The sequence below is a fragment of the Sphingobium sp. TA15 genome, from assembly GCF_037101235.1.
Classification (GTDB): Bacteria; Pseudomonadota; Alphaproteobacteria; order Sphingomonadales; family Sphingomonadaceae; genus Sphingobium; species Sphingobium indicum.
In genome coordinates, this window is record NZ_AP025355.1 from 2,292,500 (window position 1) to 2,309,407 (window position 16,908).

At 53.9% G+C, this 16,908-nt stretch carries 15 protein-coding genes and 3 pseudogenes; 16 read left to right on the top strand and 2 right to left on the bottom strand.

Annotation, left to right across the window (positions count from 1 at the left end):
* Positions 1-156: 156 nt before the first annotated feature.
* From Sj15T_RS11420 to Sj15T_RS11435, 4 genes are all read left to right on the top strand, one after another.
* On the top strand, positions 157-294 hold the full coding sequence (locus tag Sj15T_RS11420) for a hypothetical protein (protein WP_013041138.1): 138 nt from the start codon (positions 157-159) through the stop codon (positions 292-294).
* Between the two features lie 88 nt (positions 295-382).
* Positions 383-1,573, top strand: a complete 1,191-nt coding sequence (locus Sj15T_RS11425) for a capsular polysaccharide export protein (RefSeq protein WP_013041139.1) — start codon at positions 383-385, stop codon at positions 1,571-1,573.
* A 7-nt stretch (positions 1,574-1,580) separates the two neighbouring features.
* Complete coding sequence (locus tag Sj15T_RS11430; protein ID WP_013041140.1) at positions 1,581-2,381, top strand: ABC transporter permease; 801 nt, start codon at positions 1,581-1,583, stop codon at positions 2,379-2,381.
* A complete protein-coding gene (locus Sj15T_RS11435) occupies positions 2,378-3,037 on the top strand; it encodes an ABC transporter ATP-binding protein (RefSeq protein ID WP_081440667.1) in 660 nt (219 codons plus the stop codon). The genes Sj15T_RS11430 and Sj15T_RS11435 overlap by 4 nt, the downstream gene beginning before the upstream one ends.
* Before the next feature lie 2 nt (positions 3,038-3,039).
* On the opposite strand, the pseudogene Sj15T_RS11440 reads toward Sj15T_RS11435, so the two are convergent.
* Positions 3,040-3,176, bottom strand: a pseudogene (locus Sj15T_RS11440) (IS5/IS1182 family transposase); the annotation flags it as partial.
* Positions 3,177-3,352: 176 nt separating this feature from the next.
* Between Sj15T_RS11440 and Sj15T_RS11445 the strand changes: the two are divergent.
* The 9 genes from Sj15T_RS11445 to Sj15T_RS11485 all read left to right on the top strand — a co-directional run bounded on the left by Sj15T_RS11445 (position 3,353) and on the right by Sj15T_RS11485 (position 14,028).
* A complete protein-coding gene (locus Sj15T_RS11445; RefSeq protein WP_081440668.1) occupies positions 3,353-5,740 on the top strand; it encodes an FkbM family methyltransferase in 2,388 nt (795 codons plus the stop codon).
* A 7-nt stretch (positions 5,741-5,747) separates the two neighbouring features.
* The gene (locus tag Sj15T_RS11450) at positions 5,748-6,392 is read left to right on the top strand and encodes an acetyltransferase (protein WP_049775112.1); all 645 of its coding nucleotides are present in this window, start codon (positions 5,748-5,750) and stop codon (positions 6,390-6,392) included.
* A 50-nt stretch (positions 6,393-6,442) separates the two neighbouring features.
* Positions 6,443-7,426: a glycosyltransferase family 4 protein gene (locus tag Sj15T_RS11455; protein ID WP_197532068.1), complete on the top strand. Its 984-nt coding sequence runs from the start codon at positions 6,443-6,445 to the stop codon at positions 7,424-7,426.
* On the top strand, positions 7,423-8,466 hold the full coding sequence (locus Sj15T_RS11460) for a glycosyltransferase family 4 protein (protein WP_013041146.1): 1,044 nt from the start codon (positions 7,423-7,425) through the stop codon (positions 8,464-8,466). The genes Sj15T_RS11455 and Sj15T_RS11460 overlap by 4 nt, the downstream gene beginning before the upstream one ends.
* Positions 8,466-9,767, top strand: coding sequence for a glycosyltransferase family 4 protein (locus tag Sj15T_RS11465; protein WP_013041147.1), 1,302 nt, complete (start codon positions 8,466-8,468; stop codon positions 9,765-9,767). The genes Sj15T_RS11460 and Sj15T_RS11465 overlap by 1 nt, the downstream gene beginning before the upstream one ends.
* Positions 9,768-9,771: 4 nt before the next feature.
* The gene (locus Sj15T_RS11470; protein ID WP_013041148.1) at positions 9,772-10,917 is read left to right on the top strand and encodes a DegT/DnrJ/EryC1/StrS family aminotransferase; all 1,146 of its coding nucleotides are present in this window, start codon (positions 9,772-9,774) and stop codon (positions 10,915-10,917) included.
* 20 nt (positions 10,918-10,937) lie between these two features.
* Positions 10,938-11,972: a GDP-mannose 4,6-dehydratase gene (gene gmd / locus Sj15T_RS11475; RefSeq protein ID WP_274053832.1), complete on the top strand. Its 1,035-nt coding sequence runs from the start codon at positions 10,938-10,940 to the stop codon at positions 11,970-11,972.
* 92 nt (positions 11,973-12,064) lie between these two features.
* The gene (locus Sj15T_RS11480; RefSeq protein ID WP_013041150.1) at positions 12,065-12,964 is read left to right on the top strand and encodes a GDP-mannose 4,6-dehydratase; all 900 of its coding nucleotides are present in this window, start codon (positions 12,065-12,067) and stop codon (positions 12,962-12,964) included.
* Between the two features lie 245 nt (positions 12,965-13,209).
* Positions 13,210-14,028, top strand: coding sequence for a sulfotransferase family 2 domain-containing protein (locus Sj15T_RS11485; protein ID WP_081440669.1), 819 nt, complete (start codon positions 13,210-13,212; stop codon positions 14,026-14,028).
* A 183-nt stretch (positions 14,029-14,211) separates the two neighbouring features.
* Here Sj15T_RS11485 and Sj15T_RS11490 read toward each other — a convergent pair.
* Positions 14,212-14,376: pseudogene (locus Sj15T_RS11490) on the bottom strand (IS3 family transposase); the annotation flags it as partial.
* A 74-nt stretch (positions 14,377-14,450) separates the two neighbouring features.
* Here Sj15T_RS11490 and Sj15T_RS11495 point away from each other — a divergent pair.
* From Sj15T_RS11495 to istB, 3 genes and pseudogenes are all read left to right on the top strand, one after another.
* A pseudogene (locus tag Sj15T_RS11495) lies at positions 14,451-14,582 on the top strand (IS5/IS1182 family transposase); the annotation flags it as partial.
* Positions 14,583-14,721: 139 nt separating this feature from the next.
* Positions 14,722-15,984 carry an IS21 family transposase gene (gene istA, locus Sj15T_RS11500; RefSeq protein ID WP_013041153.1) on the top strand — a complete coding sequence of 421 codons (1,263 nt, stop codon included), beginning with the start codon at positions 14,722-14,724 and terminating at the stop codon, positions 15,982-15,984.
* Positions 15,981-16,841, top strand: coding sequence for an IS21-like element helper ATPase IstB (gene istB, locus Sj15T_RS11505; protein ID WP_013041154.1), 861 nt, complete (start codon positions 15,981-15,983; stop codon positions 16,839-16,841). The genes istA and istB overlap by 4 nt, the downstream gene beginning before the upstream one ends.
* Positions 16,842-16,908: the final 67 nt, after the last annotated feature.

A 16,908-nucleotide genomic window follows, 5' to 3' on the forward strand; every position in this document is an offset into this window, starting at 1 on the left:
GACCCGATGATGACATGATGGCGCAACCAGAAAGCGCCATAGCAAGGCATGTCGCCCCCACCATTCGTACTGACATCATTGTTTTGTTCATCGAGGGCAAGCCAGATCCAACTATTACAGACACGCGGCGCAATCATGGGCGAAAGGCGCTGATCTATGGCTGAACCCAACCCCCGGATCAAGGATGCTCAACATAAATTCCCCGCGCCCGCTGTAAAACCGGCACAGGGACGGCCCGCCACCCGCCGGACCACCGACCAGCGGTCTCCGGCTGATGTCTCGACCGTGGAATAAAATAGAGACTTTTTCCTCAGCCTTCTGGACGATGATGAGTGAGGCGGCTAGGGCCGGATGCTGACTTGTCTGGGAATTGATTAGGCTTATGAATATCGCTCACGCCAAAATGGAACCGGGCGTTGGACATGCACAGGACAATCAGAAAAGCGTGCAAAATGATGCAGAGATGCCCGAAATGATCGCAGCCAGGTTTAAAAAAATCCCCCCGCTCTTCCTGATTGCGGTCATCATCCCCACCCTGCTGGCCACCCTGTATTTCGGCTTCCTCGCCTCGGACGTGTATATCTCCGAGTCACGCTTCACCGTCCGAAGCCCTGAAAAATCGACACCTACCGGCCTTGGCGCGCTATTCAAAAGCTCAGGCTTCGCCAACGCGGGAGATGAGGTTTACGCAGCCCAGGATTATGTGCAGTCCCGCGACGCGCTGGAGGCACTCAACCGGAAAAACGCCTTTATGCGCGCCTATTCCGCCCCATCCATCTCTGTCCTAGACCGTTTTGCCGGTATGGGCTGGGGGACCACCTTCGAGGATTTGTATAAATATTATAAGAAGAAGGTGGATGTAAAATACGAATCCTCGTCCTCCATCGTTACTCTGACCGTCCGCGCGTATACGCCGCAGGATGCGGGACGGTTTAACGAGCAACTGCTGGAAATGGCCGAAGCCACTGTCAACAAGCTCAATGAACGCGGGCGACAGGACTTGATTCGTTTCGCCCAGAGAGAAGTCGACGACGCCAAAGCCAAGTCGCAAAGCGCGGCGCTAGCCCTGTCCGCCTATCGCAACGCGGCGGGGGTCGTGGACCCGGAAAAGCAAGCGACGGTCCAGATCCAGATGATTTCGAAGTTGCAGGACGAATTGATTGCCACCCGCACGCAACTGACAGAAACACGCACCGTATCCCCCCAGAATCCGCAAATCGAAGTGCTGACAGCACGGGCAGAAAGCCTGAGCAATGAGATTGACAAGCAGCTTGGCCTGGTAGCCGGCAGCAGTAAGTCGCTTTCGTCACGCGCCGCCCAGTATCAGCGCGTGTTGCTGGAAAACCAGTTCGCTGACAAGCAACTGGCCAGTGCGCTGGCGTCCCTCGATGAAGCCCGGAATGAAGCCAACCGCAAACAGGCGTATGTCGAGCGTATTGTACAACCCAATGTTCCCGATGAACCGTTGGAACCGCGGCGCTGGCGCGGCATCGTATCGACGCTTGTCCTGGGCCTTGCCGCGTGGGGCATCCTCAGCATGTTGATCGCAGGTATGCTAGAACACAAGGACTAGAAACCGCGTGACGACCTTTTCGCAACTCACCGCGATCCGCCGCAGCGCCGAGATCCAGGGCCGGGTGATCTATGCGCTTTTGATGCGCGAGATTCTCACCCGCTATGGTCGGCACAATATCGGCTTCCTCTGGTTGTTCGTCGAACCCATGTTGTTCACGACAGGCGTTACCATCCTGTGGACGCTATCCAAATCAGTCCATGGCTCGTCGCTACCCATTGTTGCCTTCGCGCTTACCGGTTATTCTAGCGTTCTTTTGTGGCGTAACATGCCAGCGCGCTGCATCGGGGCGATCGAGCCGAATCTTGCTCTCATGTATCATCGCAATGTTAAGGCGATCGATATCTTCATTGCCCGCCTTTTGCTTGAGGCTGGCGGGGCCACGATCTCATTTATCACCCTAAGCTTGTTCTACATCTACATCGGATGGCTCGATCCCCCCGAAGACGTTCTCACGGTTGTGGGAGGGTGGCTGCTACTTGCATGGTTTGGAGCCAGCCTAGCTATGTTTCTGGGAGCCATCAGCGAGAAGAGCGAGCTTGTTGAGCGATTCTGGCATCCGGTTTCCTACATCATGTTCCCCCTTTCAGGCGCGGCATTCATGGTTGATGCTCTCCCAACGGGCGCTCAGAAGTTTATGCTCTATGTCCCGATGGTGAATGGTGTGGAAATCGTCCGCAAAGGATATTTCGGAAACAATGTCCATTCCCATTATGACGTGCCCTACATAATGGGGTGGTGCATCGGGCTGACCCTGCTCGCGCTCGCGCAGGTAGCCATGATCGGTCGGGGAATTACACCAGAGTGATCAAAGCCGAAAATATATTCAAGGTCTACCCTACGAGATCGGGAGACCGCGTCGTACTGAACGACATCTCCTTCATCCTCAATCGAGGAGAGAAGTTGGGTATTCTAGGACGGAATGGCGCGGGTAAATCGACGCTGATCCGACTTATCAGCGGTGCGGAACAACCAACATCCGGTAGCATCAGCAGAACCATGTCTGTGTCTTGGCCGCTTGCATTTGGTGGTGCTTTCCAAGGAGCACTCACCGGCTTGGACAATGTTCGGTTTATAAGTCGAATCTATAAGCAAGATTATAAGAAAAACTTAGATTTTGTAACAGATTTTACCGAACTAGGCCTTTACCTTCGAGAGCCTGTTAAAACCTATTCTCAAGGGATGCGTGCACGACTTGCCTTCGCCATTTCAATGATCATAGAATTTGACTGCTACCTCATTGATGAAATCAGTGCCGTTGGTGACGCGCGATTCCACGAACGATGTGAGATGGAACTTTTCCAAAAACGCAGTGATCGTGCGATGTTAATTATTTCTCATGATACTGAATATGTTAGGAGACACTGCTCACATTTTGCGGTTCTTCATGATGGACACATAAATTTTCATTCTGATTTTGACCAAGCTTATGCACATCACATGCATAATCTTCATTGCCAATGATAGCGCCGAAGCGCCGCCACCAGCGGACCTGGAATAGCTCAAAGTCCACCACCGCCGGCAGCCGTTCCAGCGGATCGCCCGCCACACTCAGCGCCTCGTACCGGTCCGAAAGATCAAAGAAACCAGGCTGTCCCGCCATCCAAGCCTCCACGTTCGCACCAAGGCATTGAATCTTCTCAGCGATCAAACCCCATTGGTTTCTCGAGCTGTCCAACTGCAATGGCTTGACCTTTTGGATGAGTTATGCAGTAGCGACGATCGGGCCTAGCCTGATTATACCTCATGTTGGCGCCTCGTCCGGAGATTGTATAGAGCATGGATGAAGGTATTTTTCTGCCGATAGAGGACGTCATTGGAGATGTCTCCCTCAGAGCTCTGGATATTGTTCAGTCTGCGCAGATCGGGTGCAATTTCAATATTGAAATTGAAATAACTAACAGCGGCCCAAATGCGTTGGCATGGGATCAGAAACATCCCATCAATATTTCATACCGTTGGATCGATATAAATACGGGCCTCCCCCTTGTTATGGACGGCAATCGGACTTTTTTTAGAGATTTTCTGTGTCCCCATACAACACAAATCTATCAACTGTTAGTAACGCCGCCGTTATTCTGTGGAATGGCCCTGCTACGCATCTCTTTCGTTTGCGAAGGCCGCTTTTGGTTTTATGAGCGATTTGCAACCGGCTGGGCCGACTTGGACATCATGATCGTTGATCCTTATCCTTGGCCCGCCGAACTGAAGGGAGGTGTCGCCTCGCGCGCTCTGCGTGGTAGCGTAGCGGCAAGCGCGCTTCGCGCGCGTTTGGCTGCGGCGCCGATCCATTGCTTGGCGCCATTATCGATTGAAGAATCTGCGCCGGAGCCAACAGCCTTCCCCGCGAATGAGAAGACGCAGGGCGGGTTCAAGTTCTTCCCTGCTCCTGTGGAGTCGTTGGCGGCTGGGCCGTTAGACGCTTGCCCTCCTGCGTCTTGGCAAAGTTCAGTCGGCGTCGCAACCGTGCCAGAGATCGGTAGATGGCGGTCATGGCTTCGCCATCCCTTCACCACTTTAGGGCTATATTTGAATAATGCGTTGGTCAGATCGTCGCTGGGTCAGCGGCTCGAAGCGTCACAACGTGTAACGGAGGAGTTGCTGGAGCGTCTTCGTCAGTCTGCGGAGAATGAATTACATACGCAATTCATGCTCCAGCAGATGACTAGCTATTCGGAACGGCGCGATGCATTTTATGCTGAGAAACAGCATGCGCATCTTGATCTTTTGCAACAGGAGCTGAGCAGTTTTTTTCGTGAACAGGTTCAAGCTCTAGGCAAGATTGTTGCGGATGGGTTTCAGGCCAATGAAGCGGCCCGATTGAAGGTCTTGGAACAACAGCAAGCCTTGCGCGGCATGCTTCAGTCGATCCTCGATGCTTCACGTCGTTTGCAACTCGGTCAGTTGAAGGGCGATGAAGATCTAAAACATATCCAGGATTGGCAGGCTGGAATGACAGCCAAGTTCGAGGCCGTCCGGCAGAACCAATTATCTGCGCTATCGGAACTGCGAGAGGCGGTTCTTTTGTCCGCCAGCGACACGTCCAAAGCGTTACAGGCGCGCTTCGACGATCATGATGCAACATTCAGCAACGTCATGGCCGATATGCAGGAGGCGCTTGGAAACCGTCTCGGTGATCATGAAACGGCCTTGGATCAGGCCATCGCCGTATGGCCTCCTTTCAAGGAGGCTGTCTTCGCGTTCATACAGGATACACATCTGGCACTGGAAGCGCAAATTCGCGCGGCCTTGGCGGATATTGAATCCGGACGGACTATCCATGCGGGAAATCTAGAGCATCTGACCGGTGACATCGCAGGCGTGCGCGACTTCCTCTATACGAACCTGCCCTACATGTTCGCAAAGGTTGATGCGCTTCTTCACCGGCAAGTGTTCCCTGCGACGGGTTCGGGAAAAATCATATGCCGCAATGCCAAGGGGCTGTTCGCCATTCCCGAAAGAGATCTGGCGGCGCTTGCCTATTATACAGTAGGCCAGTTGCCTGAATCCGGATCGCTGACCGTGGTGGAAAGGCTCCTCCAGCCGGGCGATACATTCGTGGACGTGGGAGCGAATGTCGGCTTGTTCTCCGTCGCCGCCGGCCGGCGGGTTGGAAACATGGGCAATGTTATCTCGTTCGAGCCTGTGCCGGAAACGATGTCCGCTTTGGCGGCTACGATTCAATTAAACGGTCTCGGCGACATTGTGTCACTACATCAGAGTGCAGCTGGTCGCACAGCCGGAACTGCGACATTGTATGTCGGCCAGACATGCGGTCACAGTTCGTTGTTGCCACTCGATGAAAGCAGGGGAACGATCGAAGTGCCGATGGTCGCATTGGACGAGGTCATCGGCGACCGGAAAGTGGATTTGATCAAAATTGACGTGGAGGGATGGGAACTGGAAGTGCTTCAGGGTTTGCGCAATACCCTCGTCAATAACCCACAAGCCTCTGTTCTGCTGGAATTCGGCCCTTCTCATCTCCAACGCGCAGGCACGGACATATCGACCTGGATCTCTACGCTTCAGGCGTTCGGAATGCCCCTGTTCGAGATTGATGAGGACAGTGCTTCCCTTACTCCGCTCCGATCAGAAGGATTTGAGGATATCGCTAGCATCAACCTCTTGCTTTCCAGAAAGCCGGAAACTCACCTGAACCAAGGTTAACAAACCCATGCAAAGTTCCAACAAGCAGCTGTTGGTTATCGGTGCCGGCGGACACGCCAAGGTAGTGATTGACGTCGTCCGCGCAGCAGGCTGGAATCCGGTAGCCGCTCTGGATCCGATCGGGCCAGGCTATCATTGCGCCGAAGTGCCAGTGCTGGGCGATGACGACATGGCAGAAAAGCTCTTCGGCGAAGGCCTGCGTTTCGCTGTCGTCGCGATCGGGTCCAACCGGCTGCGAGCACGCCTTGGCGGTTGTCTTCAGGCGCTTGGCTTTCAATGCCCGGCCATAGTGCATCCGAGCGCAATAATCTCGCCCTACGCCCGGATCGGTGACGGGTCGGTGGTCATGCCGGGTGCTATCATCAATTCACACGCGGAGATCGGCAGCTTCGCCATCATTAACACAGGCGCGATCGTTGAGCATGATTGCTGCATCGGAAATGGCGCGCATATCGCGCCCCGTTCCGTCATGGGGGGGAATGTCGATATTGGCGACCTAGTCTTGTTCGGCATCGGATCGGTGGCAAGGCCCGAAACGACGATCGAACAAGGAGCCACGGTGGGTGCAGGCTCGGTGGTTATCTCCCGGATCGAAGCAGGGCAGACGGTTGTCGGCGCGCCCGCACGGCCTAAGCTGGAATCCGGATTGTGAAGATCGGGATTGTAAGTTCCACCGTTCCCCACATCAATGGGGGCTACAGGATGTTCGTGGATCAACTTGCGCCCGAACTTGAGAAAGCCGGGCACAAAGTCGAGAAGATCTGGCTCCCTTTCAGCGGCGATCCCACCACCATGTTTGAGGAAATGATCGGGTTTCGCATGATGAATCTCGAAAATATCTGCGACATGGTCATCTGCTGTCGCCCTCCCGCTCACGTAATTAAGCATTCTCGCAAGGTTGTTTGGTTTATTCATCACGAACGAATTTTCTACGATCTTTGGGACAGCGAATATAATAATTTTCCACGAACTCCATATTGGAACAGTTTTCGTAAAAATCTGATGAATGCAGATGGCAACGCGCTAGATGAAGCGTATAAGGTATTTTCAAATTCAAAAGTTGTTTCTGATAGGTTGAAGAATTTTAATGGGATTGAATCAGAAGTCCTTTATCCTCCGTTGAGCAGGGAAAAGAATTTTGTTTCGCACAACTATGGATCGGAATTGCTGTTTGTCTGCCGGATCGAGCATCATAAGCGTCAGCACCTAGCGCTTGAGGCAATGGCGCAGACGCATACGCCTGTCCGACTGAGAATCGCCGGCGCAGCAAGCAACAGCGAATATCTGGCCTCCCTCCATGGCTTGGTCAGGTCATATGGATTGCAGGATCGGGTTACGATCGACGGCCGCTGGATCAGCGAAGGCGAGAAGAGGCATTTACTCTCCCACGCTCTTGGTGTGGTTTATGCGCCGCTGGACGAGGATAGCTACGGCTATCCAACCTTGGAAGGCGCGCAAGCATGTCGGCCGATCATATCGGTTATGGATTCCGGCGGCGTTCGCGAATTCGTAGAAGATGGAAAGAGCGGTTACCTCACCACGCCGGAGCCAGTTGCGATTGCGGCGGCGTTCGATCGCCTATGGAGTGACCGGACACTGGCGGAAACGCTGGGTCGCGGAGCGCGCGAGCGCATCGACGCACTACGGATTAACTGGGATCACGTGGTAGCGAGGCTGACGGCATGAAAGTTCTTGTTATCAATACGATGGCGCCTTTCGTCTGGGGCGGCGCTGAAGAATTGGCGGATCACCTGGTTCGCAATCTCAGGTTACGCAACATCGACGCTGAACTTCTGCGCCTACCTTTTCAATGGGAACCCTATGACGGCATACCCGCCGAAATCGCCCGGTTTAAGGCAATGCGCCTGCCGAATGTGGATAGGGTTATTTCGATGAAGTTTCCGGCATATTTCATTCCGGCCGAACATCATACGACCTGGCTGATTCACCAGTACCGGCAAGCATATGACCTCTGGGCCTCTCCCTACAACAATCTACCGCATGATTGGTCCGGCGAAGCTGTTCGCGACATCATCCGGGCGCAGGATGATGCATTCTTTCCCAACCAGCCACGCCTGTTCACTATCTCTACGGAAGTCAGTCGCCGCCTGAAGCAGTTTAACGGTGTCGATGCTCCGCCGCTACGCGCGCCCATAAACGATCCTCAACTTTTCCGTGGGGGAGAATCGCAAAACTACATTCTCGCTCCTGGCCGTATCAACGATTCGAAACGGCAGTGGCTTCTGGTCCAGGCCATGCAGTATATGCCGACAAGCGCCCGCCTTATCGTCGCCGGCCCTCCGGAAACGCAAGCCGATGCTGCGCGGTTGCACGATCTCGTGGAGAAATTGGAACTTACGGATCAAGTAACGCTCGATCTGCGTTTTCTTGATCGGGAGGAACTGGGGAATTACGTCAATCACGCTGCGGCCGTGGCCTATTTGCCGTTTCAGGAAGATTCCTACGGTTATGTGACCATGGAGGCTTTCGAGGCGGGTAAGCCGGTCGTGACCTCCACCGATGCCGGGGAACTGCTCGATATCGTTATCGATCAAGACACCGGCTTCGTGTCGGAGGCGATCCCCGAATCCTTAGCCGCCGCAATGGCGACACTTCTCTACGACCCACCGCTTGCTCGCGAAATGGGCCAACGAGGACGGAATCTGTGGCGCAGCAAGGATATTAACTGGGACTCGCATATTTCCCGACTTTTGGGCGATAATTGATGCAAATTCTCTGGGTTACCCCCTTTAACACACGCTCAGCCATCGGCACTTACAGCCGGGAGGTCTGTGAGGAGCTTGTCAGCAGAGGCCATGATGTTCGTATCATGCGCGTGGAAAGCGGGGCCGAAGCGCGTTGGCCCGCCATTTCTACCTCTATTCAGATTTTGGGACCGGACGACGCGATACCTGCAGATATAGACCTTGTCATAATCAATTACGGCAATCATGCTCCTTATCATGCGGGGACGCTCCGGATTGCAGCGGAGCGGCCCGCCATCGCGGTGTTCCACGACGCGGAGATGCGCCATTTTGAAGGGGGGATGCAGGATCGGCATCAGGCACTGATGCCAACCGTGATGGGTGAAGATGGGCTACAAAATGCGGCTCCGTCGGAACTCGATATTGTCGACCCGGGTGCGCGCCCCATACTGGCCGCGCTAGCTGCCATGGCATCAGGAGCAATCGTTCATGGCCCACATTACCAGCCAACGGTGGCGGCCGCCTGCCCAGGCCCCGTGGAAGTTTTGCCGCTCTGTTTTCCTGATATCGGAACGACGCAAACGAAGCATGAGTGTACATCGACCCGACGCGTGGTCATTTTCGGGATCATCAGCCCGTATAAGCAACCAGATCGCCTGTTGCGGGCTGTGAGCGATCTTCAAGCGGAATTCGGCGCTATTGAGGTCCATTTAGCCGGCTCCATCGAGGCGCACTACCGTTCAGAACTGACTAATATTGCTGCGGATCTTGGTGTGGCTGAGCCTATCTTTCACGGCTATCTTTCCGACCAGGATCTCAGCGCAGTACTTACGCGGGCAGATGCGATCTGTTGCCTTCGTCATCCAGTGACAGAAGGGGGATCGGCGTCGCTCATCACCGCTATGTACCAAGGCAGGCCACTAATCGTATCGAACGTAGCGAGCTATTCGATGGCCCCCGACGAGCTAATTCATAAGATCTCCTATGGGGAGGAAGTGAGTGATCTTGCAAGCGCTCTACGTAGGATTTTCCTTGACCCAGCGCACTCCGACAAAATGGCGCTACAGGCACGGGACTGGGCCAGGATCACATACTCATCTGCCACCTATGTCGACCGTCTTGAGATTTTAATCGCCCGTGTCATGGACATATTGCCGGTTGTCCAAGCCCTGCGTCAGCTGACAAGCCATGCCATTAGTCCTGACGGGCGTGCCATGCCGTCTGCATTATTCGCCATGGCGCAAGCAACAGAAGAGCTATTCAAGCCAAGGCAATATCAATATCACGATCTTGCGGATTACAGGGGCCAGCAAGGGAGCTAAAACGTTGGGAGATAAGAATATCGCATTGAAGGTAAAGCGGGAGGCGCCCAAAAATGACAACGAGCTGAATTTCATTCCTGTGTATATGCCCGACATATCCGGCAATGAAAAAGCGTATGTTGTCGATTGCCTCGATACCAATTGGATTTCTTCCATCGGTATCTACACCGAGAAATTTGAAAAGAGCTGCGCCGATTTCATCGGCACGCCTCACGCAATTGGCGTGTCCAACGGAACCGTGGCCTTGCACCTCGCTCTGCATTGCCTTGATATCGGACCCAACGATGAGGTCATCGTGCCGACCTTCACATATATTGCTTCTGTTAACGCAATCGCCCAAACCGGCGCAACGCCGGTTTTCGTCGACTGCCGACTAGAGGACTGGCTGCTGGACCCCAAGGATGTCGAGGCCAAAATCACGCCACGCACCAAGGCGATCATGCCTGTGCACCTTTATGGCATCATCTGCGACATGGAGGCTATCAAGGAAATTGCCGACAAGCATAATCTGGCGATCGTAGAAGATTGCGCGGAGGCGATGGGGTCTTCGCTAAACGGCCAACACGCAGGCACGTTCGGCGATATCGGCACATTCAGCTTCTTCGGCAACAAAACTATCACCACAGGCGAAGGCGGGCTGGTTATCGCCGCCGATGGCGTTCTGGCCGCGCGCATGCGAAAGGTGAAAGGACAGGGCCAGTCGCTCGACAAGCGTTATTGGCATGACGAACTCGGTTTCAACTATCGCCTGACAAACATATGCGCGGCAATTGGCGTTGCCCAGATCGAGCGTATCGATGCTATTCTTGATCGGAAACGGGCTATCGCTCGCCTCTACCGTGAATTGCTGCAAGACACCGATGTGGCCTTCCAGGCTCAGCGGGACGGCCTTGTCAGTTCCGACTGGCTGATCAGCCTACTGCTGCCCGCCCATGTGAACCGGGACGCAGTAATGCAGGGAATGCGGGACAAGGGCGTCGATAGTCGCCCGGTTTTCTATTGTGCGCACCAGATGCCGATGTACAAATTAGATACCAGCTTTCCGGTTTCGGAAGACATCGCGCGCCGCGGAATCAGCCTGCCAAGCTACCCCGCCCTGACGGACGGGGATGTGAAACGGGTCGTGTCGGTCCTTAAAGAGCAAATGTAATTTCGTTAAATGGGGAATTTATGAAGACGGCTATAGTCACGGGCATATCTGGGCAAGATGGAGCTTATCTTGCTGAACTGCTGCTGATTAAAGGATATAAGGTATATGGGACGTATCGCCGTACAAGTTCTGTAAATTTCTGGAGAATTGAAGAACTTGGTATCGCCAACGATCCTAATTTAACGCTTGTTGAATATGATCTGACTGATCTTTCATCCAGCATCCGTCTGTTACAAACGACGGGTGCGACAGAAGTATATAACCTAGCAGCTCAGAGTTTTGTGGGCGTTTCTTTCGATCAGCCCGTAACTACAGCGGAGATTACCGGCATCGGTCCACTCAACCTGCTGGAGGCGATCCGCATTGTTAACCCCAAGATCCGCTTTTACCAAGCCAGCACTTCGGAAATGTTTGGCAAGGTCCAAGCTGTCCCACAAGTAGAAGATACACCCTTCTATCCGCGTAGTCCCTATGGCGTTGCCAAGCTATATGCGCACTGGATCACTGTAAACTATCGTGAAAGCTACGATATTTTTGGATGCAGCGGCATTTTGTTCAACCATGAAAGCCCGCTGCGTGGCCGTGAGTTCGTGACCAGAAAAATCACGGACGGTGTCGCCAAAGTTAGGCTCGGTAAACTTGATTGCCTGGAACTGGGCAATCTGGACCCAAAACGCGATTGGGGCTTCGCCAAAGAATATGTTGAGGGGATGTGGCGAATGCTGCAGGCTGAAGAACCTGATACTTATGTTTTGGCGACCAATCGCACGGAGACCGTTCGCGATTTTGTGCGGATGGCGTTCAAAGCGGCGGATATTGAGGTTGAGTTTTCGGGCAGGGACGAAAAGGAGATCGCTGTTGACACTGCCACTGGCAAAACGGTTATGCGGGTTAACCCTCGCTTCTACCGTCCGGCCGAGGTCGATTTGCTAATCGGCAATCCAGAAAAAGCGACCTCCAAGCTGAACTGGAAGCCTAAGACCACCTTGGAAGAGTTGTGTAAGATGATGGTCGATGCCGACCTTATAAGGAACAGAGCGAATGCCTCTTTCTAAGCTAAGCCATGGAAAGATCATGTCGATGGCGTGATGGCTTGGCAGCATTTGCTGCCAAGCCATCACATCGGTGCAGATAGGGCGAGATGGCTATGAGCAAAATTTTGATTACGGGAGTGGACGGTTTCACCGGTCGGCATCTAGCGGCCGTACTGGCAAGCCAAGGGCATGAAGTTATTGGCATTTCCCATAGCCCTACAAACACCCCTGTCGAAGGATTGGCGGCATCCTACGTATGTGACCTCATTGATGCACAGCGACTGAAGGAAATCATCGCGGACCTTAGGCCCAACAAGGTTGCGCATCTCGCAGCTATCGCTTTCGTTTCTCACGGAGATGTTGAAAATATCTACCGGACAAATATCGTAGGTAGTCGCAATCTTCTGGAGGCCGTCAGCGCGATTGGAGGTGTCGATGCTATACTTCTAGCAAGCAGCGCAAATATTTACGGGAATCGCATTAGCGGTGCGATTAGTGAGAATGTAGCGCCCGATCCAGTTAATGACTATGCCGTCAGCAAACTTTCGATGGAATTTGTTGCTCATTTATATCGAGAACGACTCCCGATGATCATCGCCCGCCCATTTAATTATACCGGAGTTGGGCAGTCTATCGACTTCGTCATTCCTAAGATTATTGATCACGTACGGCGCAAGGCAAAGAAAATTGAGCTTGGTAATCTGGATGTCGCACGGGACTTCTCTGACGTTCGAGATGTGGTCATATCTTATTCAAATCTATTACTAGAGCCTAATGCAATAGGAGAAATATTTAACATATGCTCAGGTGATGCGCATTCACTTCGCGATGTTATTGATCTTATAAAAGATATTTCAGGACACGACTTTTGCGTGACGGTCAATCAGGCTTTTGTCCGCAAGAATGAAGTTAAAATGCTTTGGGGAGATCGTAGAAAGATTGAGATGCTCCTAGGTCAATTCCCTGTGCATCCATTGCGAGACACTCTTGCATGGATGCTTGGCAAGCATTGATGTTCGCTTTGCCTGACTGATCGGTTAAAACAATTGGCGGCTATCGTTGGCTTCCTGAAGCGCTCATTGCGCCGCGACCCACGTGGCAAGAGATCGGTACCCCTCATTTTATTCCAATCTCCTTACGCTTCTTCGCGCCGCATTAGGCCAGAACAGAGGTTTTCGAGGTATGCGGTTATCAAATAATACATTTATCATGTAGCGGGAACCTATATAAAACTGGCACTTACAGAAATTTGGATACAATGACGATCAAAAAATTCGAGCAGGGTAGGTTTGTCCTTAAGAGAGCAGATCTACCACTGGTATTTATTCATATAAATAAGACAGCTGGAACAAGCTTCGGCAACAGTTTGTTTAGCCTGTTCAAAGATGAAAATATCTCACGCCCGTACAGGGGGGATTTTTCGACAATGAATCTGCACGATCCAAATAATCGTCTTTTTCACGGTCACATGCTTTCATCTCGATGGCTCGCGAATGGCATTCCCGGGCATATGATCTGCATGTTACGCAATCCACTGGACCGCGTGATATCTCAATACAAATCATTTAGAGAAATTAAAAACGCAGCGGACGCAGCGTTATGGGTAGACAACAAAAATGGCAAAGAAGCGTTGAAAATCGCCAGGACCTCGTCTTTTGATGAGTTTTTATTGTCAGATAACCAGCAAATTATGGGACACATAGATAATTTGCAAGTACAGTTTCTAAGCAAAGACGGAGGACGAGGTTATTCATCAACAAAGTCCGCGATAGAAATTTTAGAGAATAATTTCTTCTTCTTTGGAATTACTGAATATTATCAAAATTCGCTTCGTTTGCTGTCTTGGCAACTGGGACGGAGGATCGAACACGGGAAGCACCTCAATGCGAGCCCAGTGGATATAATCGAAGCCAAATCTGATGCGGCAAAAGCAGCCCTTAACTCATATATTTTCTGGGATAATTTTTTGTATGAGGCAGCGTGCGAAATATTCAGGGATCGGATGAAAGAATTCGAGTTCCTTAATCCGGAACCACCTTATGATACATTTGGACTTGACCCGGTCCCGGATTTGTAGCCGACTATGGTCAGGATCTATTAAATTGGTTGTATGCTGGGTTGAGTGGTGATTCAAGGTAGCAGGGAGGTGCTGCCATGGATGATTTATTATTGCTGACGGAGGGGCAAATGCGGCGGATCGAACCGTATTTTCCGTTGTCACATGGCGTTGACGTGACCCCCTGGTTTCCACCAGCCGCGATTAGAGCCCGGCAGCTTTGTTGCGCATGAGCGCGGGTTGAGCAATGGCCTGCGCAGCGGAGCCCGTAGGGCGTAGCGAAGCAGGCCATTGCTTATGCAGTTCAGCGGCGAACGCCGCTGGGGTCTCGTATCCAAGGGCTGAGTGCGGGCGCTCCTGGTTGTAGTCGGATGCCTCGAAAAACCGGTAGCGTTTGACGGCTTGCGGTGATTCACTGCCGGTGCGCGACAGCGGAGGCAGGGATGGCAGAGCAGCCGGGTTTCTTTGATCTTTCGGACCGATATGAGGCGTTGAGCGCGGCGGGCGATCCGCTGGAACGGCTGTCGGGGGTGGTGGACTTTGAACTATTCCGGGGTCCGCTGGTGTCATCGGTCCTGCAATTCTCCGCAAAAGTGGGCTTTGAAAATTCCCTAGTTGGTGGCCCCTTCATCTCATTCTGCCGGGGCTAGCCCCGGCAGAATGAGATGAGCCGACATCGTCCTCATCTCCTTTGCAGACGCGGAGACGGGGCCGATGATCCGACTTGGAGAATTGATGATGATCCTCGAGCTACATCGGCAGGGCGTATCCATATCAGCCATCGCCCGACGCACTGGCCGCGATCCCAAGACCATCCGCAAATATATCGAACGGGGCGTCGAAGCTCCGGTCTATGGCCCACGCGCATTGGGACGGCCGAACAAGCTGGCGCCCTATCTGGAATTTCTGCGCGAGCGGGTGGCGGCCTTTCCCGATCTGACAGCGGCGCGCCTGACGCGGGAAATCCGTGAGCTGGGTTATATGGGCGCCTATACTGCCGTGAAGCGGTTCCTGGCCGCGATCCGGCCGGAAAACGGCCCCAAGCCCTTCGAGGTGCGGTTCGAGACGCCGCCAGGCGTGCAGGCGCAGATCGACTTCGCCCGGTTCGTCGTTGATTTTACCGATGAGCCTGGCGTCAGCCGGATCGTCTGGCTGTTCAGCCTGGTGCTGGGGCATTCGCGCTTCCTGTTTGCACGCTATGTCATGCACCAGGATCTCCAAACCCTGTTGCGCTGCCATATGCAGGCTTTTGAAACGATCGGCGGTGTTCCGATCGAGATCCTCTACGATCGCATGAAAACCGCCGTGACGGGGGAGGATGATCAGGGCCATATCATCTACAATCGATCATTGCTGGCCCTGGCGCGGCATTACCGCTTCGTACCCCGCGCCTGCCGCCCCTATCGGGCCAAGACCAAGGGAAAGGTCGAGCGGCCGTTCAGCTATATCCGCAAGGACTTCTTCCTGGGCCGAAGCTTCCGCAATCTGGAAGATCTCAATGTCCAGCTGATAGACTGGCTCGATACCGTCGCCAACGTCCGTGTCCATGGCACGACGCAGCGGATCATTCTCGAAGCCTTTGCCGCCGAGCAGCCTGAGCTGCAACTGCTCCCAGCAGAGCGCTTCGATGCCGTGCTGAAGCTGGAGCGCCGCGTCAGCCACGACGGCATGGTCTCCGTCGGCGGCAACTATTACAGCGTTCCCGATCGCACCCGCCGCGTCGTCGAAATCCAGCAGTTGCCCGACAAGATCCGGATCATCGACCTGGGCCAGGTCATTGCCGAGCATCCTGTCCTGGAGGGGCGCCGACAGTACAGGATCGATCCTGTGCATCGAACCGGAGGCAGCGGGGCCAAGCGTCGTCACCACGCAAAGGATGCAATCACCATTGGCCGTATCGGCGAGCATGTCGCTGTGCGCTCCCTGGCGATCTATCAGGCGATCGGCAGCCAACTGGCCCGAGGAGAACGGCCATGAGCCATGGGGGTGCTGCGTCTCGCGTTGATAATATCCGCCGCAGTCTGGTCCATCTTAAAATGCCGCGCGCCCTGGAAATGCTCGACGCCACCCTGCGCGGGATCGAGCAGGGCAAGATCGATGGCGTTGAGGCGATCGACATATTGCTGAACGAAGAACTGTCGCTGCGGGAGAACCGCAGGATCAAGGCGGCCCTGCGCATGGCCAGGCTGCCGATCATCAAGACGCTGGACGGATATGACTTCTCCTTCCAGCCATCGCTCGACCGCAACCGGATCCTGGCGCTGGCCGGCCTCGACTTCATCAACCGGGCCGAGGTCGTGCATCTGCTGGGGCCGCCGGGCACCGGGAAAAGCCACATCGCGACCGCCCTCGCAGTCGAAGCCGTGAAGGCAGGCAAAAGCGTCTACTTCATCCCGCTTGCCGATCTGATCGCTGCGCTGGCCAAGGCTGAACGCGAAGGAACGTTGCGCGAAAGGATCCGCTTCCTGTGCCGCTCCTCCCTGCTCGTCGTCGATGAGATCGGATATCTCCCTGTCACGCCGGGCGGCGGCAACCTGTTCTTCCAGCTCGTCAACGCCCGATACGAAAAGGGCGCCATGATCCTCACATCCAACCGCGGCTTTGCGGAATGGGGGGATGTCTTTGGCGATCCTGTGGTGGCGACGGCCTTGTTGGACCGCCTCCTTCACCATGCCGTTGTCATCCAGATCGAGGGCTCGAGCTATCGTATGCGACAGCACGCCGACCTGCTGCCTGAGCATGCGCGCGCAACTCCATCCATCAACCCACCGCCCTTGCCGAAACGGCGCGGCCGACCACCAGCAAAGGAAAAGCCAGATCTCCATCACGGCTGATCACCGGCACAGACCGTCCCGCCAAACTAGGGAATTTTAGATGCCCACTTTTGCGGAATCTTCGGTG

Bases quoted from the DNA above. Each gene is read 5' to 3' on its own strand.
- gmd (WP_274053832.1), top strand. From the start codon at position 10,938: ATGAAGACGGCTATAGTCACGGGCATATCTGGGCAAGATGGAGCTTAT.
- Sj15T_RS11445 (WP_081440668.1), top strand. From the start codon at position 3,353: ATGGATGAAGGTATTTTTCTGCCGATAGAGGACGTCATTGGAGATGTC.
- Sj15T_RS11450 (WP_049775112.1), top strand. From the start codon at position 5,748: ATGCAAAGTTCCAACAAGCAGCTGTTGGTTATCGGTGCCGGCGGACAC.
- Sj15T_RS11465 (WP_013041147.1), top strand. From the start codon at position 8,466: ATGCAAATTCTCTGGGTTACCCCCTTTAACACACGCTCAGCCATCGGC.
- istA (WP_013041153.1), top strand. From the start codon at position 14,722: ATGATCCGACTTGGAGAATTGATGATGATCCTCGAGCTACATCGGCAG.
- Sj15T_RS11485 (WP_081440669.1), top strand. From the start codon at position 13,210: ATGACGATCAAAAAATTCGAGCAGGGTAGGTTTGTCCTTAAGAGAGCA.
- Sj15T_RS11425 (WP_013041139.1), top strand. From the start codon at position 383: ATGAATATCGCTCACGCCAAAATGGAACCGGGCGTTGGACATGCACAG.
- Sj15T_RS11420 (WP_013041138.1), top strand. From the start codon at position 157: ATGGCTGAACCCAACCCCCGGATCAAGGATGCTCAACATAAATTCCCC.
- Sj15T_RS11480 (WP_013041150.1), top strand. From the start codon at position 12,065: ATGAGCAAAATTTTGATTACGGGAGTGGACGGTTTCACCGGTCGGCAT.
- istB (WP_013041154.1), top strand. From the start codon at position 15,981: ATGAGCCATGGGGGTGCTGCGTCTCGCGTTGATAATATCCGCCGCAGT.
- Sj15T_RS11460 (WP_013041146.1), top strand. From the start codon at position 7,423: ATGAAAGTTCTTGTTATCAATACGATGGCGCCTTTCGTCTGGGGCGGC.
- Sj15T_RS11455 (WP_197532068.1), top strand. From the start codon at position 6,443: ATGTTCGTGGATCAACTTGCGCCCGAACTTGAGAAAGCCGGGCACAAA.